At 39.3% G+C, this 22182-nt stretch carries 20 protein-coding genes and 3 pseudogenes; 12 read left to right on the top strand and 11 right to left on the bottom strand.

Features of this window, described 5'->3' with window-relative positions; all coding sequences use genetic code 11:
• Positions 1-282: 282 nt before the first annotated feature.
• Entirely contained in the window at positions 283-492 is a 210-nt protein-coding gene (locus DYH48_RS10745; RefSeq protein WP_107946796.1) for a hypothetical protein, read from the top strand.
• 545 nt (positions 493-1037) lie between these two features.
• Here DYH48_RS10745 and DYH48_RS10755 read toward each other — a convergent pair.
• Both DYH48_RS10755 and DYH48_RS23820 read right to left on the bottom strand, forming a co-directional pair.
• The gene (locus DYH48_RS10755) at positions 1038-1496 is read right to left on the bottom strand and encodes a 5' nucleotidase, NT5C type (RefSeq protein WP_107950150.1); all 459 of its coding nucleotides are present in this window, start codon (positions 1494-1496) and stop codon (positions 1038-1040) included.
• Between the two features lie 32 nt (positions 1497-1528).
• A complete protein-coding gene (locus tag DYH48_RS23820; protein ID WP_115334762.1) occupies positions 1529-2770 on the bottom strand; it encodes a tyrosine-type recombinase/integrase in 1242 nt (413 codons plus the stop codon).
• 349 nt (positions 2771-3119) lie between these two features.
• On the opposite strand from DYH48_RS23820, the gene xisR reads away from it, so the two are divergent.
• From xisR to DYH48_RS10790, 5 genes and pseudogenes are all read left to right on the top strand, one after another.
• Positions 3120-3308 (top strand): excisionase family protein, encoded by a 189-nt coding sequence (gene xisR, locus DYH48_RS10765; protein WP_014620713.1) that lies wholly within the window; start codon positions 3120-3122, stop codon positions 3306-3308.
• Positions 3309-3313: 5 nt separating this feature from the next.
• Entirely contained in the window at positions 3314-4588 is a 1275-nt protein-coding gene (locus DYH48_RS10770) for a tyrosine-type recombinase/integrase (RefSeq protein ID WP_115334763.1), read from the top strand.
• An 824-nt stretch (positions 4589-5412) separates the two neighbouring features.
• Positions 5413-5622 (top strand): annotated as a pseudogene (locus DYH48_RS24195) (integrase); the annotation flags it as partial.
• A 301-nt stretch (positions 5623-5923) separates the two neighbouring features.
• Entirely contained in the window at positions 5924-6175 is a 252-nt protein-coding gene (locus DYH48_RS10785) for a helix-turn-helix domain-containing protein (protein WP_115334764.1), read from the top strand.
• A 269-nt stretch (positions 6176-6444) separates the two neighbouring features.
• Entirely contained in the window at positions 6445-6795 is a 351-nt protein-coding gene (locus DYH48_RS10790) for a hypothetical protein (RefSeq protein ID WP_115334765.1), read from the top strand.
• A 431-nt stretch (positions 6796-7226) separates the two neighbouring features.
• Here DYH48_RS10790 and DYH48_RS10795 read toward each other — a convergent pair whose 3' ends face one another.
• The 4 genes and pseudogenes from DYH48_RS10795 to DYH48_RS10810 form a co-directional block, all read right to left on the bottom strand.
• The gene (locus tag DYH48_RS10795; RefSeq protein ID WP_115334766.1) at positions 7227-8765 is read right to left on the bottom strand and encodes a DNA cytosine methyltransferase; all 1539 of its coding nucleotides are present in this window, start codon (positions 8763-8765) and stop codon (positions 7227-7229) included.
• A gap of 434 nt (positions 8766-9199) precedes the next feature.
• A complete protein-coding gene (locus tag DYH48_RS10800) occupies positions 9200-11299 on the bottom strand; it encodes an AIPR family protein (RefSeq protein WP_115334767.1) in 2100 nt (699 codons plus the stop codon).
• Positions 11277-12269, bottom strand: a complete 993-nt coding sequence (locus tag DYH48_RS10805; protein WP_115334768.1) for a PD-(D/E)XK motif protein — start codon at positions 12267-12269, stop codon at positions 11277-11279. Before DYH48_RS10805 ends, DYH48_RS10800 begins: the two co-directional genes overlap by 23 nt.
• A pseudogene (locus DYH48_RS10810) lies at positions 12259-13764 on the bottom strand (Z1 domain-containing protein); the annotation flags it as partial. The gene DYH48_RS10805 and the pseudogene DYH48_RS10810, both read right to left, overlap by 11 nt.
• 92 nt (positions 13765-13856) lie before the next feature.
• Between DYH48_RS10810 and DYH48_RS10815 the strand changes: the two are divergent.
• Positions 13857-15034 (top strand): IS3-like element ISSba5 family transposase gene (locus DYH48_RS10815; RefSeq protein ID WP_086012033.1). Its coding sequence is split into 2 segments (ribosomal slippage): positions 13857-14115 and positions 14115-15034, totalling 1179 coding nucleotides; the frame shifts between segments, so codons are not numbered across the junction.
• Here DYH48_RS10815 and DYH48_RS10820 read toward each other — a convergent pair.
• Complete coding sequence (locus DYH48_RS10820) at positions 14953-16320, bottom strand: hypothetical protein (RefSeq protein WP_115334770.1); 1368 nt, start codon at positions 16318-16320, stop codon at positions 14953-14955. The genes DYH48_RS10815 and DYH48_RS10820 overlap by 82 nt on opposite strands.
• 386 nt (positions 16321-16706) lie before the next feature.
• Here DYH48_RS10820 and DYH48_RS10825 point away from each other — a divergent pair, with 386 nt between their 5' ends.
• A complete protein-coding gene (locus DYH48_RS10825; protein WP_012088175.1) occupies positions 16707-17630 on the top strand; it encodes an IS5 family transposase in 924 nt (307 codons plus the stop codon).
• Here DYH48_RS10825 and DYH48_RS10830 read toward each other — a convergent pair.
• The 4 genes from DYH48_RS10830 to DYH48_RS23960 all read right to left on the bottom strand — a co-directional run bounded on the left by DYH48_RS10830 (position 17618) and on the right by DYH48_RS23960 (position 19642).
• Positions 17618-18733, bottom strand: a complete 1116-nt coding sequence (locus DYH48_RS10830; protein WP_172481180.1) for an ATP-binding protein — start codon at positions 18731-18733, stop codon at positions 17618-17620. The genes DYH48_RS10825 and DYH48_RS10830 overlap by 13 nt on opposite strands.
• Complete coding sequence (locus tag DYH48_RS10835; RefSeq protein WP_115334772.1) at positions 18726-19067, bottom strand: hypothetical protein; 342 nt, start codon at positions 19065-19067, stop codon at positions 18726-18728. The genes DYH48_RS10830 and DYH48_RS10835 overlap by 8 nt, the downstream gene beginning before the upstream one ends.
• A gap of 165 nt (positions 19068-19232) precedes the next feature.
• Positions 19233-19388, bottom strand: coding sequence for a HEPN domain-containing protein (locus DYH48_RS23955; RefSeq protein ID WP_256613049.1), 156 nt, complete (start codon positions 19386-19388; stop codon positions 19233-19235).
• Positions 19385-19642, bottom strand: a complete 258-nt coding sequence (locus DYH48_RS23960; protein ID WP_256613050.1) for a hypothetical protein — start codon at positions 19640-19642, stop codon at positions 19385-19387. Before DYH48_RS23960 ends, DYH48_RS23955 begins: the two co-directional genes overlap by 4 nt.
• Before the next feature lie 460 nt (positions 19643-20102).
• On the opposite strand from DYH48_RS23960, the pseudogene DYH48_RS10845 reads away from it, so the two are divergent.
• The 4 genes and pseudogenes from DYH48_RS10845 to DYH48_RS10860 all read left to right on the top strand — a co-directional run.
• Positions 20103-20291, top strand: a pseudogene (locus DYH48_RS10845) (transposase); the annotation flags it as partial.
• Positions 20292-20701: 410 nt separating this feature from the next.
• Positions 20702-21193: a RadC family protein gene (gene radC, locus DYH48_RS10850; protein WP_115334773.1), complete on the top strand. Its 492-nt coding sequence runs from the start codon at positions 20702-20704 to the stop codon at positions 21191-21193.
• A gap of 47 nt (positions 21194-21240) precedes the next feature.
• Positions 21241-21603, top strand: coding sequence for a hypothetical protein (locus tag DYH48_RS10855; RefSeq protein WP_115334774.1), 363 nt, complete (start codon positions 21241-21243; stop codon positions 21601-21603).
• Positions 21604-21740: 137 nt separating this feature from the next.
• Positions 21741-22121 (top strand): type IV toxin-antitoxin system YeeU family antitoxin, encoded by a 381-nt coding sequence (locus DYH48_RS10860; protein ID WP_115334775.1) that lies wholly within the window; start codon positions 21741-21743, stop codon positions 22119-22121.
• Positions 22122-22182: the final 61 nt, after the last annotated feature.

Below are 22182 nucleotides of genomic sequence, written 5' to 3' on the forward strand. Positions count from 1 at the left end.
TGAAAGCTTGTTATCACAAGCACTTTTGTCGCAGAAAATCGTACCGATTTTTGCTCGTCAAAAGCACATTCTGTTAACGCCAACCTGCAAGCTCAGCATTAAAATGTCGTCAATAATGTGAGTGTGAAGTCCGAGACAAGATAAAAAAATGAAAGAAAAACTACAAAACTCACTCAACATTTTTATTGTCCACCATTGCGAAAAATATGCTTGAAAAAGTGCTTTTTTTCATTAATGTCAATTTAGGAGCTTTACTCTTAATCACATTAAAGGAATAACAGCATGACTGACAATAATCACAACGGCCCGATCGTAAACATTGATGGCACACCTATGATAGGTAACACAGGAATCGATGTGCATGGCAACCCATTTGGCATTACTGAATCCGACACATCGGCGTGTAATAGCAGCATAAGCGATGATGCTTGGTCATTGCCTAACGACACATTTAGCTGCGATTTCGACAGTGGATTTGGGGATGGTTTCTAATTATGCGCCGTCATCTAAACGACAAAACACTTGCCAAATGGATACCTTTAGTCCTTTTGAGCATTATCACTATCATGTGCTTTTGCTGGTTTATCTATACTGAGGATATGAATTGCCTTTTACCTCCGTTAATACTGCATATTAAGTACGCCTTCGGTGTTTTAGCCTATGATAGACGTTATGCAAATACACCCGAGCCCGAGGATCCATGGGTGCGTTTTAAGTACATGATGTTCCGGTTTTGCTAAACCTCAACGTAACTAACCAGACAAATTAGTGAATGACGCCTATAGGGCGGTTAAGGAAAAATGATGGAATTTTTACTACCAATTGCGCTAATGATTATTGGCAGCATAGTGCTTGTGAAAAGATGTAAGCCAAAGAAATAGATAAGAAAAAACGCTGAAATCCGTGACCATAGTAAGGAATCTGCCTAAATGTTTAAGCAGTTTCCTTATTTAAATCGCATCGAAATCAATCTGGCTCAACCACCACTTCGAGCCAACAACTTTCGCCAGTTAGCTTGACTATTAAGTAAGGCGTCATCATCTGAGAAAGTTATTAAATAACTCAATCTCAACAGCACTCCAGTCTGGAAAGCGTATCGAACCAAACTGCCACAAATACCCCTTAAAAAACTCTTGGCCCTTTCCTTCAACGTGGTCATCGATAAGAATATCTCCTTTCAGCAATCCTTTGTTCGGAATGATGATAAGACGACTGACATATTCCATGCCTAAGTGTTGCTCTACCCAAATCCGCTTCTCCATATAGCACAATGGATTTTGCAAACTTGGCGCTGTGGCTATATAAGGCTCAATTTCTGGATGTTCGAGCATCTTTTTCATCACAGCAATGCCACCTACTTTAGGGGCTAAGCAGCTGAAAAATCCCAATTCAGCTTGAGGGTATGCCTGCTCAGGTTTCTGGAGTTTTTTAAAGGTTACAGCTTCTGTATAATTTACAAGCACATCGTCCATGTCTACATATACTATTTTTGGCATAAATTAACCTTAAGTAATTTCAATCATTTAAATCAAAATGTGAAAGCTTTTTCAGCCATTTCTCTCATGCAGTATTTTTGCGTTGGTAGCCACTTACCATAGTGTTTCTCGATCATCTTTATGCTGGTATGTCCCATTTGCCGAGCAACCCAAGATAAAGGTAGTCCTGCCGAAATTAAGTGCGATGCAAAGGTATGCCGCGTTTGACTTGGCCCTCTAAAACGAATCCCAGCTTTCTTCAAGTGGTAACAATAAAATCTTTGTCTCAAGTGGGCATCTGAAGTGTATGCTTTTCTAGTATTACTATTACAAAATACAAAGTGAACACGCTGCCTCTCTATAGACTTATTGTCCTCTCGAAGCACATTAATCGTTTCTAGTGCAGAATAATTATAATTATCACGCTGATCAATGAGTATTGTTTTTGCCTGCGGGAGTAACTCTATATGCCTGTTACTAGATAGGTTTTTTGGCTTTTTGTAAATGCCTTCAACGACTGCACGCGAGATATGAATTGTATCGTTCTCTAAGTCAACATCTTCCCATGCCAACGCCATCAACTCACTGACCCTTAGACCGAGAAAGCAATTACAAATGATCATATTGACTTCAGATTGTCTATCTGTGGCCACTGATGCTATTTGGGTTATCTCTTCGGCTAAGAATGGATCTGGTACTTGCGTTAACACTTTGAGATTTGTAACGTTAGTCGATTTTAACCTATCCAGCGGATTAACCGATATTGCCTCATCCAACAGCGCAAAGGTAAATATCTGATTTAAAATGCTTAAAATCTCCTTAATCGTTTTGTTACTCAAATACGCTAGTTTAGTATTCATCCATGATTCAATATCTAACGGCTTAATTTTATCAACTGCATCATTTGCAAAGCGAGGCACGATATGCGTCAGAATCTTATTCTCGTAGTTTTTAATCGTACATGGCGCTAACGTTATCCTTTTCGCGTTCAAAAAAGCGTCAATGTAATGATTGAAGAATTTAGCTTCAAGCTGTTCCTCTCGAATGAAATGATAATTATCAAGTTGCTTCAAAAATTGCTCATGATTATATTTTGCTAGATTTTTCAAATCACTAACGATTACTGATGCGCGTAACAATCCTTGTTCAGTGCACTCAATATCATCTAATGCCATACGGTATAGTTTTGAGTTAAGTTTAAACATCATTCGGACGCAGGTACTTGAGCGAATATCTAGATGTTTAATATTTTTTTTCTTACAAAACAATTTCGCTTGCTCAACTGTCATTAACATCTTGTCTATCCAAAGTATGAAATATACCTTGATATTAACTTAAATTAATGATATTAAAAGGAATCTTCACTGTGAAACTCAGCTTAAATTCCTTCCTAAACAAAATAATCACTCCAAGAACTGCCCTAAAAAGTAGTCAATTCAAAAATAATTTTTTTAAATATCAGTAGTGTTGCCTGGCTCGACAACAAACCTTAAATCAGAATAAAATAATTAAAAATCAGCAACATAAAAAACCTATGAAGCTTGGGTTACAAAAATAAAAAGCAAAGAAAGCATAATCAAAATTTTCAGCGCCAAATCACTTCGATGACAATAACCTCATACCAACAAAATGCGAGGTTAAGATATGTCTCAAAAACTAGGATGGGTCACTGCAGAAATTTTGGAACGTTACAAAGGGTTAACTTATAACGCAATTAAGAGCAAAATTCGTCGTAAGGTGCTGATTAAAGGGATTCATTACAAGAAATTCGATGGTACGAATATGTTTCACTACGAAGCAATTGACGTATTAATCAATGAACAAGGGAATTAAGCACAGTGAAACAATTTCCTTTAAATACAGTGCAACTAACACCTGCTGAAGCAAAAGGGGTAATAAATCAGCATCAAATTAAAAATATTGAAGTACATGGTAATTCGTTAAGAGCTGTGTTTAAACGACAAAACAGGACTTATAAACAAACACTGTATGTGGGCCTTACATCTCTAGAAATTGTTTCCGTGATATCTAAGTTAGATGGATGGCGGAAGTTATCGCCAGCCGAGTTGGAACTCGCGTTCGCTAATTATAAAAGAAATAATACCAAAGTCCCTTTAACTATTAATGACTTAATAGAAAACTATACAAAAAACCACTATCCCACCTTGGCTCCCGCTACAGTCAAAAGCTATAAAGGTCACTTTAAGCGTATCTCATTGGCTATTGGTGAAAAAAATATACTTGAAATTAACTCAAATGATGTCTTTAAGTTTCGTAACGAACAATTATCTACGTTGGCATGGAAAACAGTGAATGAGACGATCAGGCTGCTGGATACACTTTTACAAAATGCCGTCGACAACGGTGATTTAGTAAAGTCGCCGATCAATTTACGAAGAATGAAAATTAAGCAGGGTCATGGCGATAGCACAATCACTGAAAAATTATTCACGATCGAGGATCTTAACAAAATTCAGAATAGTATTTCTATTAACCCAATGATTGCACTTATTATATTGTTCAATTGTTGCGCAGGGCTCAGGTTTTCAGAGCTAATGGGTTTATCTTGGGAGGATATTGATTTAGAAAAAAGAATTATTACCATCCGCAGAGCGAGAGTAGATGGAAAATATAAAACCTTAAAAGTAAGAGGCGTCGAATCTCGTCAAGTCGATATTTTAGATCCTGCGCTTTGGATGCTGAATGAAATGAAGAAAAGGTTCTATGAACTATCACCTCAACAAACAATCAAGACTCTTGGTGCGGATTATAAACAAATCAAACAAGAAAATGTCCGATTCGTCTTGCTATGCATGGATACACAAACAAGCTATCAAAACGAACAGAAATTTAGAAAGGATTTTTATCATTTTCTGAAGGTTATCAACGTCAGCAAGACAAAACCAAACCATTGCCGACACACTTTTACATCCTTAGCATGTAATGAAGGTGCTAATCAAACGTACATTTCAAAACAACTCGGCCATGCAAGCGTCTTAACAGCAGAGAAACACTATCTTAAATGGAATAAATCTCCAAACAAAGTAGAACGAGATAGCGCATCCCAAAAGATAAATTCTATTTTTGAACGGTTCACAACCGCTCAAGGGTAACTATAGAGCTGCTTACATTAGATAAAATAAGCATGCCAATATCCAGCATTATTAAGGTTCTAAAAAATCACCGGAACAATGCTGGTTTCAACATTTCAACTGTTCTTCCCTTCACATTAGCTAAGCAACATTTCAGTTGTTTTCACCCCATCAAATAATTCTAGAAATTGTCGAACTAACATAGATGATTTTTTACACACCTACACTTGATAACATACCAACTGCATGTATGCCTAAGATGGGTAGATAAGTGCTGAATGAGTGAAAGAATATCACTAAGGTAAAACCGGAAAAAATGATTGGAAGGGAGATTTTAGGCTAAACAACTATATTAAAATCCACATTTGGATCCCAAATAGTTCCCAAAACAAAAACAGCGACTCGTAAGTCGCTGTTTTTGTTTAAGAATTTGGCGAGAGAGGCCTTCGACTTAACAATGTAAATACATGAATAATAAAAACAAATTAAACCATAACTTCAAAAAGCATTACTTAAAGCATTACTTTTGGTAAAACTTCAATGCAGACCTCTCTGAAAGATTATTGCATAGCAGTCAACGTGTCTCATATAACCTTTCTGCCTTTATCCTGATATCCGAAGGATTACAAATTAGCGCTCGTGCCAGTTACCACATTGAAGCTATCCACGTTCAACACTCGATACAAATGATCTGACAAGTTCCACTTGGTTATAGCCTAGCTCTACACGGCGTAGCTTAACCCCCCCTACCAAAGAATCCCTCAGCTTTACAACTTCATCATCAAACATAAAAAAGCTCCAGTATATTGAATACTGGTTACAGTGTACGGAGGAAGAGAATTAGACTACTACAACAAAGCTTTGATCCTGACGTAATAGAGGAGGCCCTTGCTCACACGGATAAAAACCAAGTACGTAGTGCCTATAACCGCAGTATTTACCTTGAGCGCCGTCGAGTGATGATGACATGGTGGAGTGAGTACATTATGGAAGCAGCTAAAGGAAACGTAAGCCTTGCGCATAATGCCAGAAACTTGCGACTTGTAGCCCAATGAAATAGCTCTTTCCTTTATTTAAAGCTACAACATAAGTAAGGGGCTGCCATATGGCAGCCCCTTACTTATGTATTCCACTATCAAATAACCTTAGTGGGTAGACAAAGAACCACACTGAGGGCATCGAGCATTCTGGCTCTCAGAGAAGAATGTTGCACCACAATCCTCACAAACCATACTGTACCGAGCATTACACTGTTTAATTATCCTGATCACTTTCATACATTCCTACTCCTTCATTTAATGTAGAAACAAAATATCCCAAAATGGGATATTTTGCAACTTACTCTAATATCCGAGCATGAAAAAAATATGGTCGGATCGCGAAGAAGCTTTGCGTAATGAGCTGAAAGCCATGCGTAAAATGGCTGGGTTCAATCAAAGTGAACTTGCACTTAAATTAGGAAAGCCCCAAAGTTTCGTATCCAAGTACGAGAGCGGGGAACGTCAACTCAAAATCCTAGAGCTTGAGCAGGTTTGCCTTGCCTGTGGCACATCAACACATGCATTTTTGAAAGGTTTTAGTGAACAGCACCCAGTTACTGATGCATAAAAAAGCCTAAATGAAGATAACTCTGGTTGCTTAAACAATTGACGTTTAGCTAAAAACAGCAAAAACCTATCTGATATATCCCTATGTTAGGTCACTAGCAGCATTACCTAGATGATTATTGTTTATACCAACACACTTAACCTCTTTAAAAAGTACTATCTTCCAACTGTAGAAACAGGACAGTTGGATAATCATCCAACAAATATTATAACCCATTGTAAATAAATACTTTAAACTACAACCTTTATCTGTAATTAAAGGAGAGATTTATGCTATATAAAAAGAAATTTGGAGCCGATTTCGATTTAGGTTTTAGCTTGAGCAAATACCCGTTTTTGGTTGATCAAAGTAGTGCCAACGATATGTGTCCAAGCTTTTACTTTAAGCTTGATGACGTTTACTACATTTTGTGGGTTGATCATGCTGCAGTTGGGCTACGGGAAGATGAAAGCAACAGCCGCTATACGGTGGTCGAGGCTGAAAACTTTGGGGATAATGAATATCCAGAGCTACAAACGAAAGCGAGCCCTGCGCTCGTCGAACTAGAAGCCATGGCCGATATTGTGCTTTACCTAAATCAGCTGAAAAGCCGATTTGATGCAGAACAAGTCAATCATTAATGAGACTTATCGACTGTAGAAGTGGCGCACAAATTCATTGATAATTCACCGCATGAACACTGAGGGCTTAGTTATGTAAACCACCTATGAAGAAGAATATCTCAACTATCAAATTTATATCGAACCAAATCCTGATCGACACAATGAAGGCTTTGAATGGGCTATCTGCAAAGATGATGCGGTATGGGATAGTGGCCTAAATTTTTCAATCGATGATGCACTAGAGGCTGCACGTAAGGCTGTAGATTTGCGACAAAGAACGGCTGTCGTTAGTTAACTAGGCGACGCCACTAGTGATAACTTGCTTGAAAAACATCGGTCTTTCGAATAATGCGGAGCTATTTACGGGAAAGAGACAGGGGACAATTAACAGGAATTAGGCTCCTACTACAACGAGGATTGATACACCCGACTATTCCCCCTCTGAGTAGTTAAACTTGCTCTAAAAGCTTCATTACAACTTTACCAATTTGCATTGCCAAATATGGTGGCACAGCATTACCTACCTGCACATATTGCTGTGTTCTATTCCCTTCAAATATGTAATTATCGGGAAATGTCTGTAATCTTGCAGCTTCTCGCACAGTTAAACTTCTACACTGCTGTGGATCATAGTGAATAAAGTAGTGGCCATCTTTAGAAATGTGACTAGTTACCGTTGTCGCACACTTATTTGCAGCTTGAGTCCTGAAGCGATCTGCATGCGCCCCCGAATCCCAGTTTTCATGATCAGGGGCTAACTCTAACGGATAATCTCTTGCTTTAGGCGATGTACCACCGCTTAACTTGGTAAACGCAGCACTGAAAGCATACCGAACTAAATCTGAAGTCATGTGGCCGCGAGTCGCATGATTTAACACACAACCAGGATGGCCATCCAAATACCAGTCCTCTAAATGTGCGGGTATATTCTGCTCAAGTTCTGACAATAGAGAACTTTGACGATCTAACCCTAACATTGGTTCAAGATTTAATTTATCAACAGCCCCACTATCGAATCGCGTTTTCAAAATGCATTTTAACTTTTTAGCATTGGTTTGTACTTGTTTCTCCCAATCTTGTTGAATATCTTTCTGCTTAGATAGACCACTTCTTAATGGAGGTAAATCAGACAGCACTTGTTCAACAGTTACAACTTGTTCCATTGGATAAATGGTATCTGGTACATGGGTAATATCTTGTCGCACTCCCAACAAAATTACGCGATGCCGTGCTTGAGGAACACCATAATTTTCAGAGCGAATAAGAAAGTCAGCAGAATCTGGGTATTGAGGATCGTTTGGGTCGTTTGCCTCTACAACAAGTGAAAAAACTCTATATTTAGAAACACCACTCACTCCAGTTACTAGGCCCGGATTTCTCAAGTCTTCCAATATTTGGGGAAACATAACGTTGCCATCGATTTTGGCAGATAGAATACCTCGTACATTTTCCATAACAAATACATCAGGTTGTGCTATAGATAATACTTTAAGGTATTCCTTGTATAAGAAGTTTCTGTGGTCATCTTCAGCTTTATAGTCTTTAATTCCCGCATTACGAGAACGTCCAGCTAAAGAATATGCTTGGCACGGCGGTCCACCAATGACAACTTTAGGGCCTTGATGAGTTGTAATTAATTCACGGATGCGAGTGTGGATTAGATCATTGTCTTCACCCAGAGCTCTAGGTTCTTCTAACGTTTCGTAAATGGCCTCTTGAGCTTGTTGAGGGTATAAATCGAAAATTTCTTCCCGAGTTAGCTTTCCCCGGACATAATTAAAGTAGTCTTCTAACCCACCATCTAATATTTTAATTTTTCTGTAGAAGGCTCGCGTTGTTAATGTTTTATGTGCTGAAGGCTCTTTCTCGACTGATACACCGATCTTGAACGGTTTGATACCATTGCCATCTGTTACAGAAGATACACCCTCCCCAAGCCCGCCAGGCCCCGCAAAAAGGTCGATTACAAGAACTTTACCAGTTTCCATTTAACTACTTACTATTAATAAAATTTCCAGGCAATAATACCAGGTTGAGACTGTCTAGCAATGGGTTTCTTTACTTTTAGGTTAGGCGAATAAGTCATGCTGACAGTGACTTACCATGTATATCAATCCTTTAATCCTAAATCATAAGCCTAGAAGACGACATCCCCCCAAAAAACGAGTCCACCATAGCATTGCGTTGTTCTAACGAGTCGCAATAGGGGGGCACAATTAAATGTCAATACAACCAAATAGCTATGTACTAGAACCATATCGTATTGAGCCACGAAATGGTCCGTCATTTTTAGCCAGTTCAATAAGCTTGATGTTCAATTTGGTTTCTTAATCAACCTTTAGCTATTAGCGGATCAATTTAGTAACGTTAACATGCCCTAACAGAACCTCTAACTCCCAAGTTGAGGCTTTGAATATTTGTGTTAAATAAAATCAAATCCTTCGCTGTATGCTTTTTGTCTTATTCTTAGCGCTTCGGCGCTTTGCTTATCAGAAGGTAAGCCCCCTCCAACATGCATCTTATAGCACTTTTCCGGTAGCGATATATTCTTGTGGTAAGTGGGGTAGCCCTTGGATTTATAAAACACTACGATAGCATTCCATTCTTCCGGCTTGACATCCATTATGCCTGTTTGGGCTTCAATTTGAGAGCCTGCTTCATTTATATTCTTGTTGTTTTCTTTCTTTTCTTTGATCTCGCTACTACTGAGAACGTCAGAAATATCAAGAATGTCCAAATCAAAACTCAAAGCTTTAAACGCTTCCCAGCCTTTTGGTGATTTGCAAAACTCAGAGGGGTTACCTTGTCCACCTCTGAATGTTGGGTCTAATATTTTTTCTCTAACAAATTCACCCAAAACTTCAATTTGTTTTGATAAAGTTGGTGAAATATCTTGATTTTGGAAAATCCTAGAAAGATTAATATCTTTCTTTTGTTGGATTAGTAAGTGCCTCAAGAACGCCAAAGTATAAGTGACTGTCTCTGCCTTAAAACCACTCTCGCTCTTGTACCAATTTGATTTTAAGATACTTGAATCAGCACTTTTAAACAAAATGGCTTTTGCTATCAACTCTCGATAAAACGCATGCTTAAACTGTATTTCATCATTATCATACTCATCAGAAATAACTTCTCCGAGTAACTTCAAGTTAGCTTGCGCTCCCTTTTTAACTTCATGAGGTTTCATTCGCCAAGTATTCTCGAACTTAGCCATATCTGTTTTTGAAAACTTTTGGCTCGTTGGAAACTCAAGCATGAAGCGGTCTTTTTGAGCCTTAGTTAAAGCTCGAACTCTAGTCGTATACTGCCCCCTAGCACGCTCATAAAACCATTTAGTCGACAGCCCTGTTTCACCAGCAGGCATAGGAATAGAAAGTGCAAGTTTTTCTATATTTCTATGGAATGGGTGATTTGAAACCAAGTCAGACTTTTGAATAGAGTTTTGAGTATTCGCATATTGACTTATACGTGATTTTAAGTTTTCAATTTTTTCTTCATCACGAATGACCGTGAGCTTCATTTGAACAAAAACCTTATCGAGGTCTATATCCTTATACAGCTTATCACCGATCCCTCCTTTTTCTCTTGGAGCAAAATAAATCGAAGCGGTTGTCTGCCCTCCATTCACTATTTGAAGATTGTCGAGCTTAGAAATAACCTGAACACCACCAACATTAGTAAATTCAACATGAGTTGCTGTACAAGTTAAACCATTGTTATAGGCAAAGAAGTTCTCAGGCTCTGTAAGCAATGCTTTCCTAATACCGTTGTTTACAGAAGACCGAAAATCTAGGAATGTTCGGACATTCGCCTCAAGCAAACGCTGTCCAAACTCATCATATATTTCACTTAGAACTTTTCCAGGCATTACACACAAATAAGTGAGAATATTCTCGTCTTCAGTATTTGCAGGCAAATTATTAAGCCCATTACAAATATTTAGAAAATCTATCGAGAAGGGTTCGTTTTCTGTACCTGATTCAGACAAGGTTTTTAGCCTATCCAAATCCCAAATTTCTATTGAAGTTGGCTTTTCTCTTATTGGCTCAATAGCAACCTTTTTAACACGATCACTCAGTTTTCTTGTACTAAGAACAACTACCCTAAACTTCAAAGCATTCGGCAAATAAAAGCTCATAGAGTTTGCGATCACTCTATCTGTTGACTCCTCAAGTGAATCTAAAAAGCTCTCATCATCAATTTTTTCGAGAAATCTTGAGACATTCTTTCCCAACTTAACCAAGTCCGTTTTGGTAATAATTTGAATATCTTCACTATCCTCATAATCTGTAATGATACCACTAAGTGTCCTTTCTAATTGGTTCCAGCTATACCCATCGATCTTCATATATTTATTTGAGTTTCTGTATGGGTGGTACTCAATATTATCCAAAATCCCAGCCTCTGAAATAGATTCAGAGATCAGCTCAAAGAATTTTTCCTCTTCAAAACAAAGTTCCTTTTCAGCTGACAGCTTCACTCCATTTATAAGCTCACTTTTAAACTGTAGTAGCGGTTCCATGCTCAACTATCTCCCTTAATGTTTTTGAAGTTTTATATTTCTCAAGCGAATTTCCATCAATGGTGTATTTAGCTTTCAATATTTTCTCATGAGGTAAATTTTCAGGTACAATTCTTGGAAAATCATCAGACACTTCATATGCTGTCATAGTGATATCAATGAATTTTCTTGCTAATTCAGTATCATTTGCCTTTCCATACTTTTCAGAAATCTTATGCAAAAAATCAGATTTCAGGGCATAATTCCCCTCAATTGACGAAATACATCTATCGACTAAATCGGCTACTGTCAGTCCGGATAACTCTATACTCTCATTTATCCTTAGAGCAATTAGGTAAAGAGAATTCGTAACCTTTTGAAGTTGCTCAATTGAAGATATCTTGAGGTCATTATTATCCCCAACAATACTTGTTTTTATCTCAAAGGCAGCATTGTCAAACGTGAAGTCCTGCTTTTTGTTTTCTGGCCCAATCCAAGATTTAAGCGCATTTTCAAGGCCGAAGCTTTCGACAAAATGGCTATGGAATATGAATAACTCCCCCCAAAAACCAATCAGCTCCCGAAATCCTAATCCTGTTCTAGACGGCTTCAAGAACTCACTCCATGAATAAATTCTCGATATAACGCTACGGAACAGGTTTAATCCGCTACATTCTGACGAGTATGCCGCGACATCCTTAGCAATAGTGCGAAACTTATCAAACATCTCCGCATCTGTAAGGATACATACAAGCCGCGTTTTATCTGAAATTTGATCTAAGTGAATACCTAGACAATCTAATCTATTAACAATATCAAAGTCGAAGCTGCCATTTTCTTCGACAAAGAATAAAAAGTTTCCTTCTGCATTAACAGAAACCCAAAACCTAGCATCCTCTTTATACAACCTTCTAGCTGATGACGGGTATGAACCTACATCAATCCCCTCCCAAGGATTATCTTTGAAAAACTCTTGATATCTATTCGTCATCTTCTTCGGACTCCATTATCTGCTCTTCATTTAAAGTCTTCCATATTTGGTTAACCACGTAGGAAACTTTTGTATCTCTAGATATTCGATCAATTTCCTGCTTCGATTTGCCTTTTAGATTATCAAGCACCGGAAAGGAAATGGAGTAACTAATTGTTGGATCCTTGTGGGGAACGCCCAAAATAACATCGTCATCTTTTTTGGCATTCTTTGGTAAGGTTCCTACTGCTAAAGTGTAAATAATCAGTCCTGGCTGGTTACGCTCTGGATTCCTAATGTAATAAAATGAGTCCGACTCTTTCGTTGCATTCTTATCTGGATCAGGTAAGAAATATTTTTCATCATGCTTGTCGCCGATCTCTTGCCTCTCCCAGCAAACAGTATTACCGCTAGTAGACTTCAATAGCTTTCTTTTTGAGGGCTTTATTTCTGGCAGTCTCGAATCTAAATAAATTACACTTGGCAACGCTGGATCGCCTTCTTGGATGGGTTTCTGCGACCACCAAGTTTGTATTTCTTTATTAATATTCTTAATGCAAACAGTAAATTTAGAAAGGCCTTGTTTTTCCAATTTTGAAATATATTGCAGTAATAAATCATCGGATACCTCACCTTCTACGTACTTTGTATTAGAAATAAACTCTTTAATGAGGGCGTGCTCAACATCGTAAAATACTGTTGAACCATCTTTGGAATCATATCGATGTATGCCTGTGTCACATAATCGACTTATTAAGCTTCGTGCAACATCCATGTTTTTCAGATTATTCTCATCTGAAACATAAAACTCATACTTCCTCAGTCTCCGTCCAGCCAAATCTAAAGACCGTGTATGGCTATGAGCGGCATTCATTTTTTGTTTTGCTGTGATTAGCAATGCACCAGGGTGTTCTCTTACCTTTAACCCGAACTCACCTGGAGTTTTCTTTTGCTCTGACATTCTTCCAAGTTCAAGATAGAGTTCGTCAATCGCGCCCGAGATAAACTCATACCACTCATAGGACTCCTCAGTAATGAACAACTTACATAGATCTTTGTATCCAGGTCTATATCCAAACCAGCGGCACATTTGCATTAACGTGTCGTAGGCTTTTGAGTTCCTTGTAAAATATGAAACCGTAAGACCCTCTAAAGTTAGCCCCCTAGAAAGCTTATGCCCCCCAATCACAATGGCCGACAAGCCATTCGTTTTGTAAACTGAATAATCTAGGCTTTCGGTAGATTTACCGTGAACAGCAAACACTTTAGTTTTTCCAATTGCTCTTTTTAAATGCGGGTAAATATCCTCAAAAGTTTCATTAATCTCGAAGAATTTGTTAAAACTGTGTTGAAGCTCCAAAATCGCTTCGCTCTTTCCTAGAGCTGTCTCCAGAGGGTATCCGAGTGCATAATCGGCTGCGTTACGAATTTCATCCATATACTCATCAACTATTTCGGCAATCTTATCTTGCAGTACAGTTAAATGAGTCATGTTTATCAACATTGTATTATGAGCTTTTGGTGCACCTAGAAGTGTAGTGGCACACTAATTTTGGCCACCTAAATAGAGGTGATATTATTACCTCGTAGATGACTTTAGGTGAACACATGAGATCGACAACCAGAAAAACATTTAGTGCTGAATTCAAACTTGAAGCAGCCCAATTAGTCCTCGATAAAAACCATAGCATCATCGAAGCTGCAAAGGCGATGAACGTAGGTAAATCCACTATGGATAAATGGGTGAGACAGTTAAAACTAGAACGCCAGGGTGGCATACCAAAAGCATCTCCGATTACCCCTGAACAAATTGAAATCCGTGAGCTGAAGAAGCAAATAGCTCGTCTTGAGGAGCACAATCTTATCCTAAAAAAGGCTACCGCTCTCTTGATGTCAGACTCGATGAACAATTTACGCTAATCAGCGCACTCAAGCAGAGCCACTCTATTCTCACAATTTGTAATGCATTCAAAGTGCATCGAAGTAGCTATAAGTATTGGCTAAAAAGAAAAGAACATATTGATGCAGACTTTACTATTTTATGCAGTGAAGTGAAGGCCGCACATCGTATTAGTCATGGCTCTGCCGGTGCGCGAACGATAGCGCAATTAGTGACTAACAAAGGGATTGGCCTCAGTCGTTATCGAGCCCGTAATCTAATGAAAAAGCTTGGGTTATTAAGCTGTCAGCAGCCTAAGCATTCTTATCGGAAAGCGACACAAGAGCATGTTGCAATCCCCAATACGCTTAATCGACAATTTGCAGTAACTCAACCAGATCAAGTGTGGTGTGGCGACGTGACGTATGTTTGGGTCGGTAATCGTTGGGCCTATCTAGCCGTTGTTTTAGACTTATTTTCCCGCAAACCTGTTGGATGGGCTTTGTCATTATCACCAGATAGTGAGCTGACCTGTAAAGCTTTGAAAATGGCATTTGAGTTAAGGGGTAAGCCTGAGAATGTGATATATCACAGCGATCAAGGTTCACATTACACGAGCTTGAAATTCAGACAATTAATATGGCGTCTTCAGATTGAGCAAAGTATGAGTCGTCGCGGGAATTGTTGGGATAACGCACCAATGGAGCGTTTCTTTAGAAGTTTGAAATCTGAGTGGATACCCGCAAGTGGTTATGGGAATTTTACAGAAGCAGATAAAGAGATCACAAATTACATCACTGGATATTACAGTGAGACCAGACCCCATCAATATAATGGTGGGTTAACGCCAAATGAGTCAGAACGTTTATATTGGAATGACTCTAAAACCGTGGCCAATTTTACTTGACCATATATAAGAGACCTCACAGCCACTGTTATCAAATAACACCTAATTGCTTCTTTTAACGACTCAGGTAAAACACCTACAGGAGTATCTTTTTTACTTTTTACTGGTAGAAGCTTTTCATAATCGTCAACGATGACTACCGGGTCTCTTTTAGTGTCATTATTAGACTGGAAAAAATGCTTTTGCCCTACGTAGCTATCTGGAGTTGGTATTCTGATCATAAAATCAGCTGGAAAGAGATCATCGCCTATATCTATATGTTCTTCGTCTGGATCAATAAAGATATTTGCAAATGGAGTTGCAGTATAACCAATATAAGTTGACCGATTAAAGAGAGATAAAATCTTTCTTATATTGTTATTGATAGCAGTAATGTCACCTTTTTCATGCTTGGTATTTATTGATGCATAGTCAGCTTCATCATCTATCAACAACAGTTGAGTGTTTAACTTTTGTCCTGCTTCAATATCTAGACTATGCTTCTCGGCGATCCATTCATATAAGTTATTAAGTACCGACGCCCACTTTTTAATAACAAAAACTATAGGGCCTCCAACTGATGAAAAGTGAATTCCAAAGCTATTTGCTACTGATTTTTTAAAGTCGCCGTCAGTCGTTGTGCAATACAAAGCACGCAAATTCTCATCTCTATACTTTCCAACTCCAATAGGAAGTCCACTTTCATACCTTTTTTTAGACTCTTTACCGATTACGCCTTCATCTAAACGCTCTTGTGTCTGAGTTCTCAGCTCGTTGAGATGCCCACCTAATACGACAATAACTTTATATCCAGAATCTATAGCCTTGTTAATTAAGCCTAGATAGTTTTGTGTCTTACCTGACTGGACATTCCCCATGACTAGTCCCCGACGATTCCACTTCCCTTCTTTATGTGGATCTCCCGAGCAATCTAGTATTTCATCAATAGTTTTTTCTGTTTTCTTGATAATATCTAAAGAACGCCCCTGATCAATTAGGTACTCTTTATAGGCCTTCCAATAGTCCCACTCTAATTCACCGCGCTTATGATCCAGCCATCTTTCAACTGTTGGACTTGCTAAAATAATCGGGTGTTCGTCAATCTCGACATTTATATTTGTCTCGATTTTAAACTTTATAGTTTTCCAATCATCTTCACTAAACGTCTTATACTGTGGAAGCATCAATTTGAGCTGTTCAATAGTCTGCCCTATGAACGCCTCATCAACTTTTTGTCCAGATGCCTTAGCTTCGTTAAAAATTCTAAGAAGTGTATTGGTACAATCTTCAACCGCTACTTGTTCCATAGTTCTTTAAATCCTTCTAGTAGATCATCATAGCTAATATCATTCTGGTTAATTTTATTTGGCTCTGAAGACATTTTTTCATAGATATGATGAATGGGGATTTCCTCTGACAAATGCGTCAAATACCCAATAAGATCGGAAACTTGTTCTCTATCCAGAGTTACTAATAACTTCTTCAGAAGAGTGTTATCTTTCGATATTTCATAGCTAATACTCTTATCTCTTTCATTTTCATTTACCTTCCAGAACGCGTTAGCTTCTTCTAAACGCCCTCTGTAACGGTAAGTTTTTTGAGACCTTGTTATTGGCCTTGTTTCCTAAATAGGTTGAACTAAAACCGTAGCCGCAGATCTGATCGGCATCGCCTATCAACTTACCCATCAACCGTGTCAAAACCTCACTATAAAACAACCAACTGGAAGCAATACAACCAAGCCTTAATCAACCGCGGTTCACTTACCTTCTGGATTGATGAGGATGCAATTGCTAAGTGGAAAGCCAAAGTCGAGCAGCCCAAGAAAGGTCGCCCTCGAGTGTTTAGCGACTTGGCCATTACCACTGCGTTGATGGTCAAGCGTATTTTCTCTATGCCACTGCGAGCCTTACAAGGCTTCATCAATTCAGTGTTTAAACTGGGTGACATCCCATTATCTTGCCCGCATTACACCTGCATCAGTAAACGCGCGAAAACGGTCAATATTGCTTTTAAAACCAAGACTCGCGGCGCCATTAAGCACTTAGCTATCGACTCAACAGGCTTGAAGGTCTATGGCGAAGGTGAGTGGAAAGTGAAGAAACATGGTACAGATGGAAAGCGCCGAGTGTGGCGTAAACTGCATATTGCCGTAGATACACATAGCCATGAAATTATTGCCGCAGAACTCAGTTTATCAGGTGTCACAGACGCTGAAGTGATGCCCAATTTACTTAAGCAAACCCATCGAAAAATCCGTAATATCTCGGGTGATGGTGCTTACGACACGAAAGCCTGTCACGAAGCCGTTCGTCGAAAACGCGCTTTAGTGCTCATTCCACCTAGGGAAGGTGCTGCGCTATGGGAACAAGGGCATCCACGAAACTTAGCCGTCAGTTGGCAACAGCTTCATGGCTCAAATAAGCAGTGGAAAAAACGGTATGGTTATCATCGCCGTTCAATCTCAGAAACCGCCATGTACAGGGTAAAACAACTGCTAGGAGGCACGTTGAGCATGCGGAATTATAACGCTCAGGTGGGAGAAACTTACGCGATGATTAGGGCTTTGAACAAGCTTACTGGGCTAGGTATGCCTGAAACCCACTATGTAGCTTGATATTTGAACAATGATGAGAGTTTTGTTCGCTGACTCGATTTAGGAAACAAAGCCCTTGTTATTGGCTCTCTAATCAACTGTTTTAGTTTGACTTTTACTTTATGTGGGATCTCAAGCGACGATTTTTTAACATCTGTAGACCATTCTTCATCTAAGCTGGTTGGTACATTCACCTCAACCCTAGCCAACTTTCCAAGTTGTGACAGCCTAGTCAGGCCAAACCATCCCCCAGAGATAATAAGCCTGTTCGCCCTGTAAACGTATAACCCTTGATTAGCTGTTATTTGGTCTGGCCCACCTAAATTATCTAGGTCAGCTTTCGTCAATTTAGATTCATGAGGCAGTATGTGGACTCTAAGCTCAATACTCCCGCCCTTTTTAGCTCTAAACTTTTGTGATGGGCCCTCTTGGTAACCATTTCTATTTCTTAAGAAAGGGTCGAAATGCTCTAGTTTCTGAAAATTAAAATAAAAGCTTATAGCTCGTTTTCCTTCCATGAATTTATGGAAGTGTAATTGGGCATAACTTTTGAGACTAGCTAGATCTTGTCCCAAGATTGCTTGTAGTTCAGTAACTGGATATCCATTATATTTGCTAATATTTTCCCATATTACAGCCGTTCCAGATTCTCCAAACTCAATGTTAAATTTCGAACACAATCCCTCTGTTTCTTGCTCAGTGTGCTTAATTAATTTCCATGCATTCTCTCGCTCAACTAAATCTAAATCCCAAGTGGCACTCTGAATATTAGAGTTTTCAATCTTACTAATAACCGTTAGCTTTCTCGCTTGAGAGAAACTAGCCATCTTCATCCCTGAACCAAACCGCCCTAAGTCAAACTCACCTCTAATATCTGATGGGTCTTTACATCCTATCCTCATAGAATTGATTAGGGTATCTTCATTCATTCCGTAGCCATCATCTTTGATAACCAACGCTGCTTTTTGATCTACAACATCCATCTCTACAAAGATATTTTGAGACTCTGCCGTGACTGAGTTATCGATAATGTCACTTATCGCAGAATCAAGGTTATACCCTATTCTTGATAGCGTCTTTATATGGGATTTAGGGTTTGGCGATAGGTCAATATGTTCAGGCACTAGTAATTTCCTCCCAAGGAATACCCCAGTAATTAATGACCCTAGAAAGTGCCAAGTTTTCCTTAAGAACTAAGCCGTCAGCCGATGCAGTTTCAGTCGCAATCTTCAGCGCTATTAACCTGTCCTCTAAACCAGCTATTTTGTCGCAGTAATTTTCAAGCAGAAGATCCTCTTTAAAAAACTCTTCTATCCAAAAATCAATTTTCTTCTGATCAACACTTGGGAAGTTTTTTAGGGATGACTTAACAAGTTGTTCCTCTTCTTTCTCCGATAAAACGCCGTCGTTACAGGCGACGTATAGTGCTATTTTTATAATATTTTCTTCGTAAACCATATATACGTTCCTCCCATATCCTTGTACGCCTGCTAAGACCAAATTGTAATCTGATAGCTTAGTTAACTCATTGAGTAACTGATTTAACAAGTCCCCTATTCAACTCTTTCAAAATCCAGTATCACAAATCACTTAGTCCTGATTCAGTAACATAACTTATTCAGACTATGATTGGTCTATTATAAGGTCTATTGTTTCAACTAATTTTTTAAAAAATGTGATGCACTTCTTCATGTCAGGACGACTGACTAGATGGGTGGTTTGCGTGTCATTGTTCGAACGGTGTACATCTTCGCCTCTTTTCTTGATCCACTGGTTCAATTTAGATCTAGCTTGGTCAGCATCACCATCGATCCAAGTCCATTTTCTGTCACATCCTGATACAAAAAACGCTTAAACATACCCTTAATATTTTTAGCATTCGGTGTAGGAACGTATCTCAGCTCCCGCTCTAAAGTAGATGTAATGAAACTAGCGACTTTTGAACCCTCTAGTGCCCACAAATCAGCGGTGAACCTTTCTTCAGTGACATCAAATTTTGTAACTTTAACCGTTTCCCAAATAGGACCAGACACCAGTCCTTAAGGCATACTTAGGTCCTTTCCACCAATCCAGCTGACCAATAACCTTTGTTTATTCATCCTTAAACCTAAAAACTACTATCTAAATATTGTGAAGCCAGCAACTTATACGGAAACTGCGTTTTGCTCACAACAGCATCAATCTGTTTAAAACAGAAGAAATAATATCCGAGTTTGTTAACTTTTTGATAAACATAATTATCAGCCAGATTATACAACTGCTATCTAGATTGTTTCATCATACCTGCACATCGTTAACGAACTTAAAAAAATCATCTATATTTTTGTTTTAAATCATAATAACCTAAAAGTATCTGTTATTTAAATACCCAAAGTTATTTCAAGTCGCCGTAATAATGATTGGTTCAATCATGCAACGGCGTTGTTGAAAAAATCAGTGAACTAATCGGTGTTGCCATGATCAGATCTCCTGACTCACCTTCAGGACAGCGACATGGGCAAATCAATGCGTAAAATCGTTAATTGGAAGCAGTACAACCAAGCGTTAGTGAGCCGTGGCTCGCTAACCTTCTGGGTGGATGAAGCTGCAGTAAAAGTGTGGTACTGCCATGAACATCATGGCGGGCGTGGTCGCGGGTTTAGGTATAGTGATGTGGCGATTGAAACCGCGTTGATGGTCAAATACTTTTACATATATGTCATATTTTGCTGCAACCAACTTACAGCAAAGCAGCTGATGGACTCAATGCCATCAGCTGCTTGTTACTTTCAGAATTCAATTAAGGAGGCATTATGCCTATTGCATTTATTGCTGGCTTTGCGGTTAGCATCAGTATCTATGGTGTTTTAAAGGAGTCTTACTATGTTTAATTTTGTGATAGACAAACCGATAGCTAAGTTGTTCTTGCTTGGTGTTATTGCTGGATACAAGTGGGCAGTTGAAAACGATAGTTAGCGCTCGAGTTTAAACATGGTCTTCACCATCAATTGAACCCACACCCGAACGCATTTCCCAAACATCCCATTCGACATTTTTTTAGATATATATCACTCCTGGGCATAAACCCATTTGCCTTTTCAAGGAGCCTGACTATGTCAACAAAAACAATGCATACTAAATCAACGTCTCAACATCTAAACCTGTGGCCACAATCTAATGAGGCGATTCTAGCCTCTGCAGCCAATATTATTGCCGAACGTTATGTAAAGAAGGATGCCTACAGTAACCCTCAAGCCACTAAGGATTTCTTAACTTACAAACTGGGCGGTTATGAGCGAGAAGTGTTTGCGGTGATGCTGCTCGATAATCAGCATCAATTACTTGAATTTAAAGAGTTGTTCTTTGGCACCTTAGATGCCGCCAGCGTCTATCCCCGAGAAGTGGTTAAAGCTGTGTTGGCCGTTAATGCGGCGGCGGTCATCTTTGCCCACAACCATCCATCCGGCGAGTCTGAACCTTCGGCTGCAGATAAAAACATCACTAAACGGTTAACCGACGCACTGGGACTTATTGATGTGCGAGTGCTTGACCATATTGTGGTTGGCCGTACGCCAGTGTCCTTTGCTGAGCGAGGCTTACTCTAGCCCCGCATTCAAGCTGCTTTTTATCACTCCCAATTAAGGAGTCCAACATGATTGAATTTACCGACAGCTTTTCGCAGGCCTGCGTTGCTGAGGCCTGCGCCGCGTTTCCAGAACTGCGTAACCGATTAGTGATTGAGTTGATTTTGCCGATGTTTGTGCGGCCACTTAATGCCATGGGCCAAGTGATTGGCAAGCCAATTGTGGCACCTAATCCAAAGCTGCATAAAACCGTATTGAGTGTGTTTCACCGTGATGTGGTTGAGCACTTGCCCAAGGAGATCAGCTTTTGCCGCTATATTTGCCCCTGTGACACTTATGGTGTGCCTATGGGTGAATGGCAACGGGTGATCAACGGTGTGTACTTTAACCATGGCAGTAATGAGCAGCCCAATTGGAGCGTCCATACCTAATTTTGCAAACCGCTACCTACGTGTCATCTAGTCCACTAATCACTTGTATTAGCCACTTGTATTTATAGCTGTTTTAGCTCGCCAGCTAACAAGCAACCCACTCCCAAAGTTTCACCCTTTCAACCATAGAGGTTCCTATGACAACCCTAAAACTTTTCGATATTGAGCACGCCTGGGGTCTACCCCGTAAAGTATCTCCCCGCTTTGGTGCGAGACTGATTTTGCGTGGTCTGCATTTGGATTATCTCAATGACAGAGCAAGTTTTGTCGGTGAGTTTTCCCCTGAAGTACGCAAACGCTTCAATCATGCTTTTCCGAAATTGGTTAAACAACTTGAGCGGTTAGTCGTCACCGGTGAGATAGATGCAAGAGAGCAGCACTGCGTCACCATTGAGTACGATGACTTTACCTGTGAGGCCGATACATTAGGCAGCCATGGCTATTTGTATATTGCTGTATATCAAACCGCTGACAAACCACTACCCGCATTAACACACAGCCCTTCGATAACCTTGTAACACCAAAGCGCATCCTAAATGCCTCATCACGCTCCATCAGACTCGTTTCACGCAATTTTTA

Source organism: Shewanella baltica, assembly GCF_900456975.1.
Classification (GTDB): Bacteria; Pseudomonadota; Gammaproteobacteria; order Enterobacterales; family Shewanellaceae; genus Shewanella; species Shewanella baltica.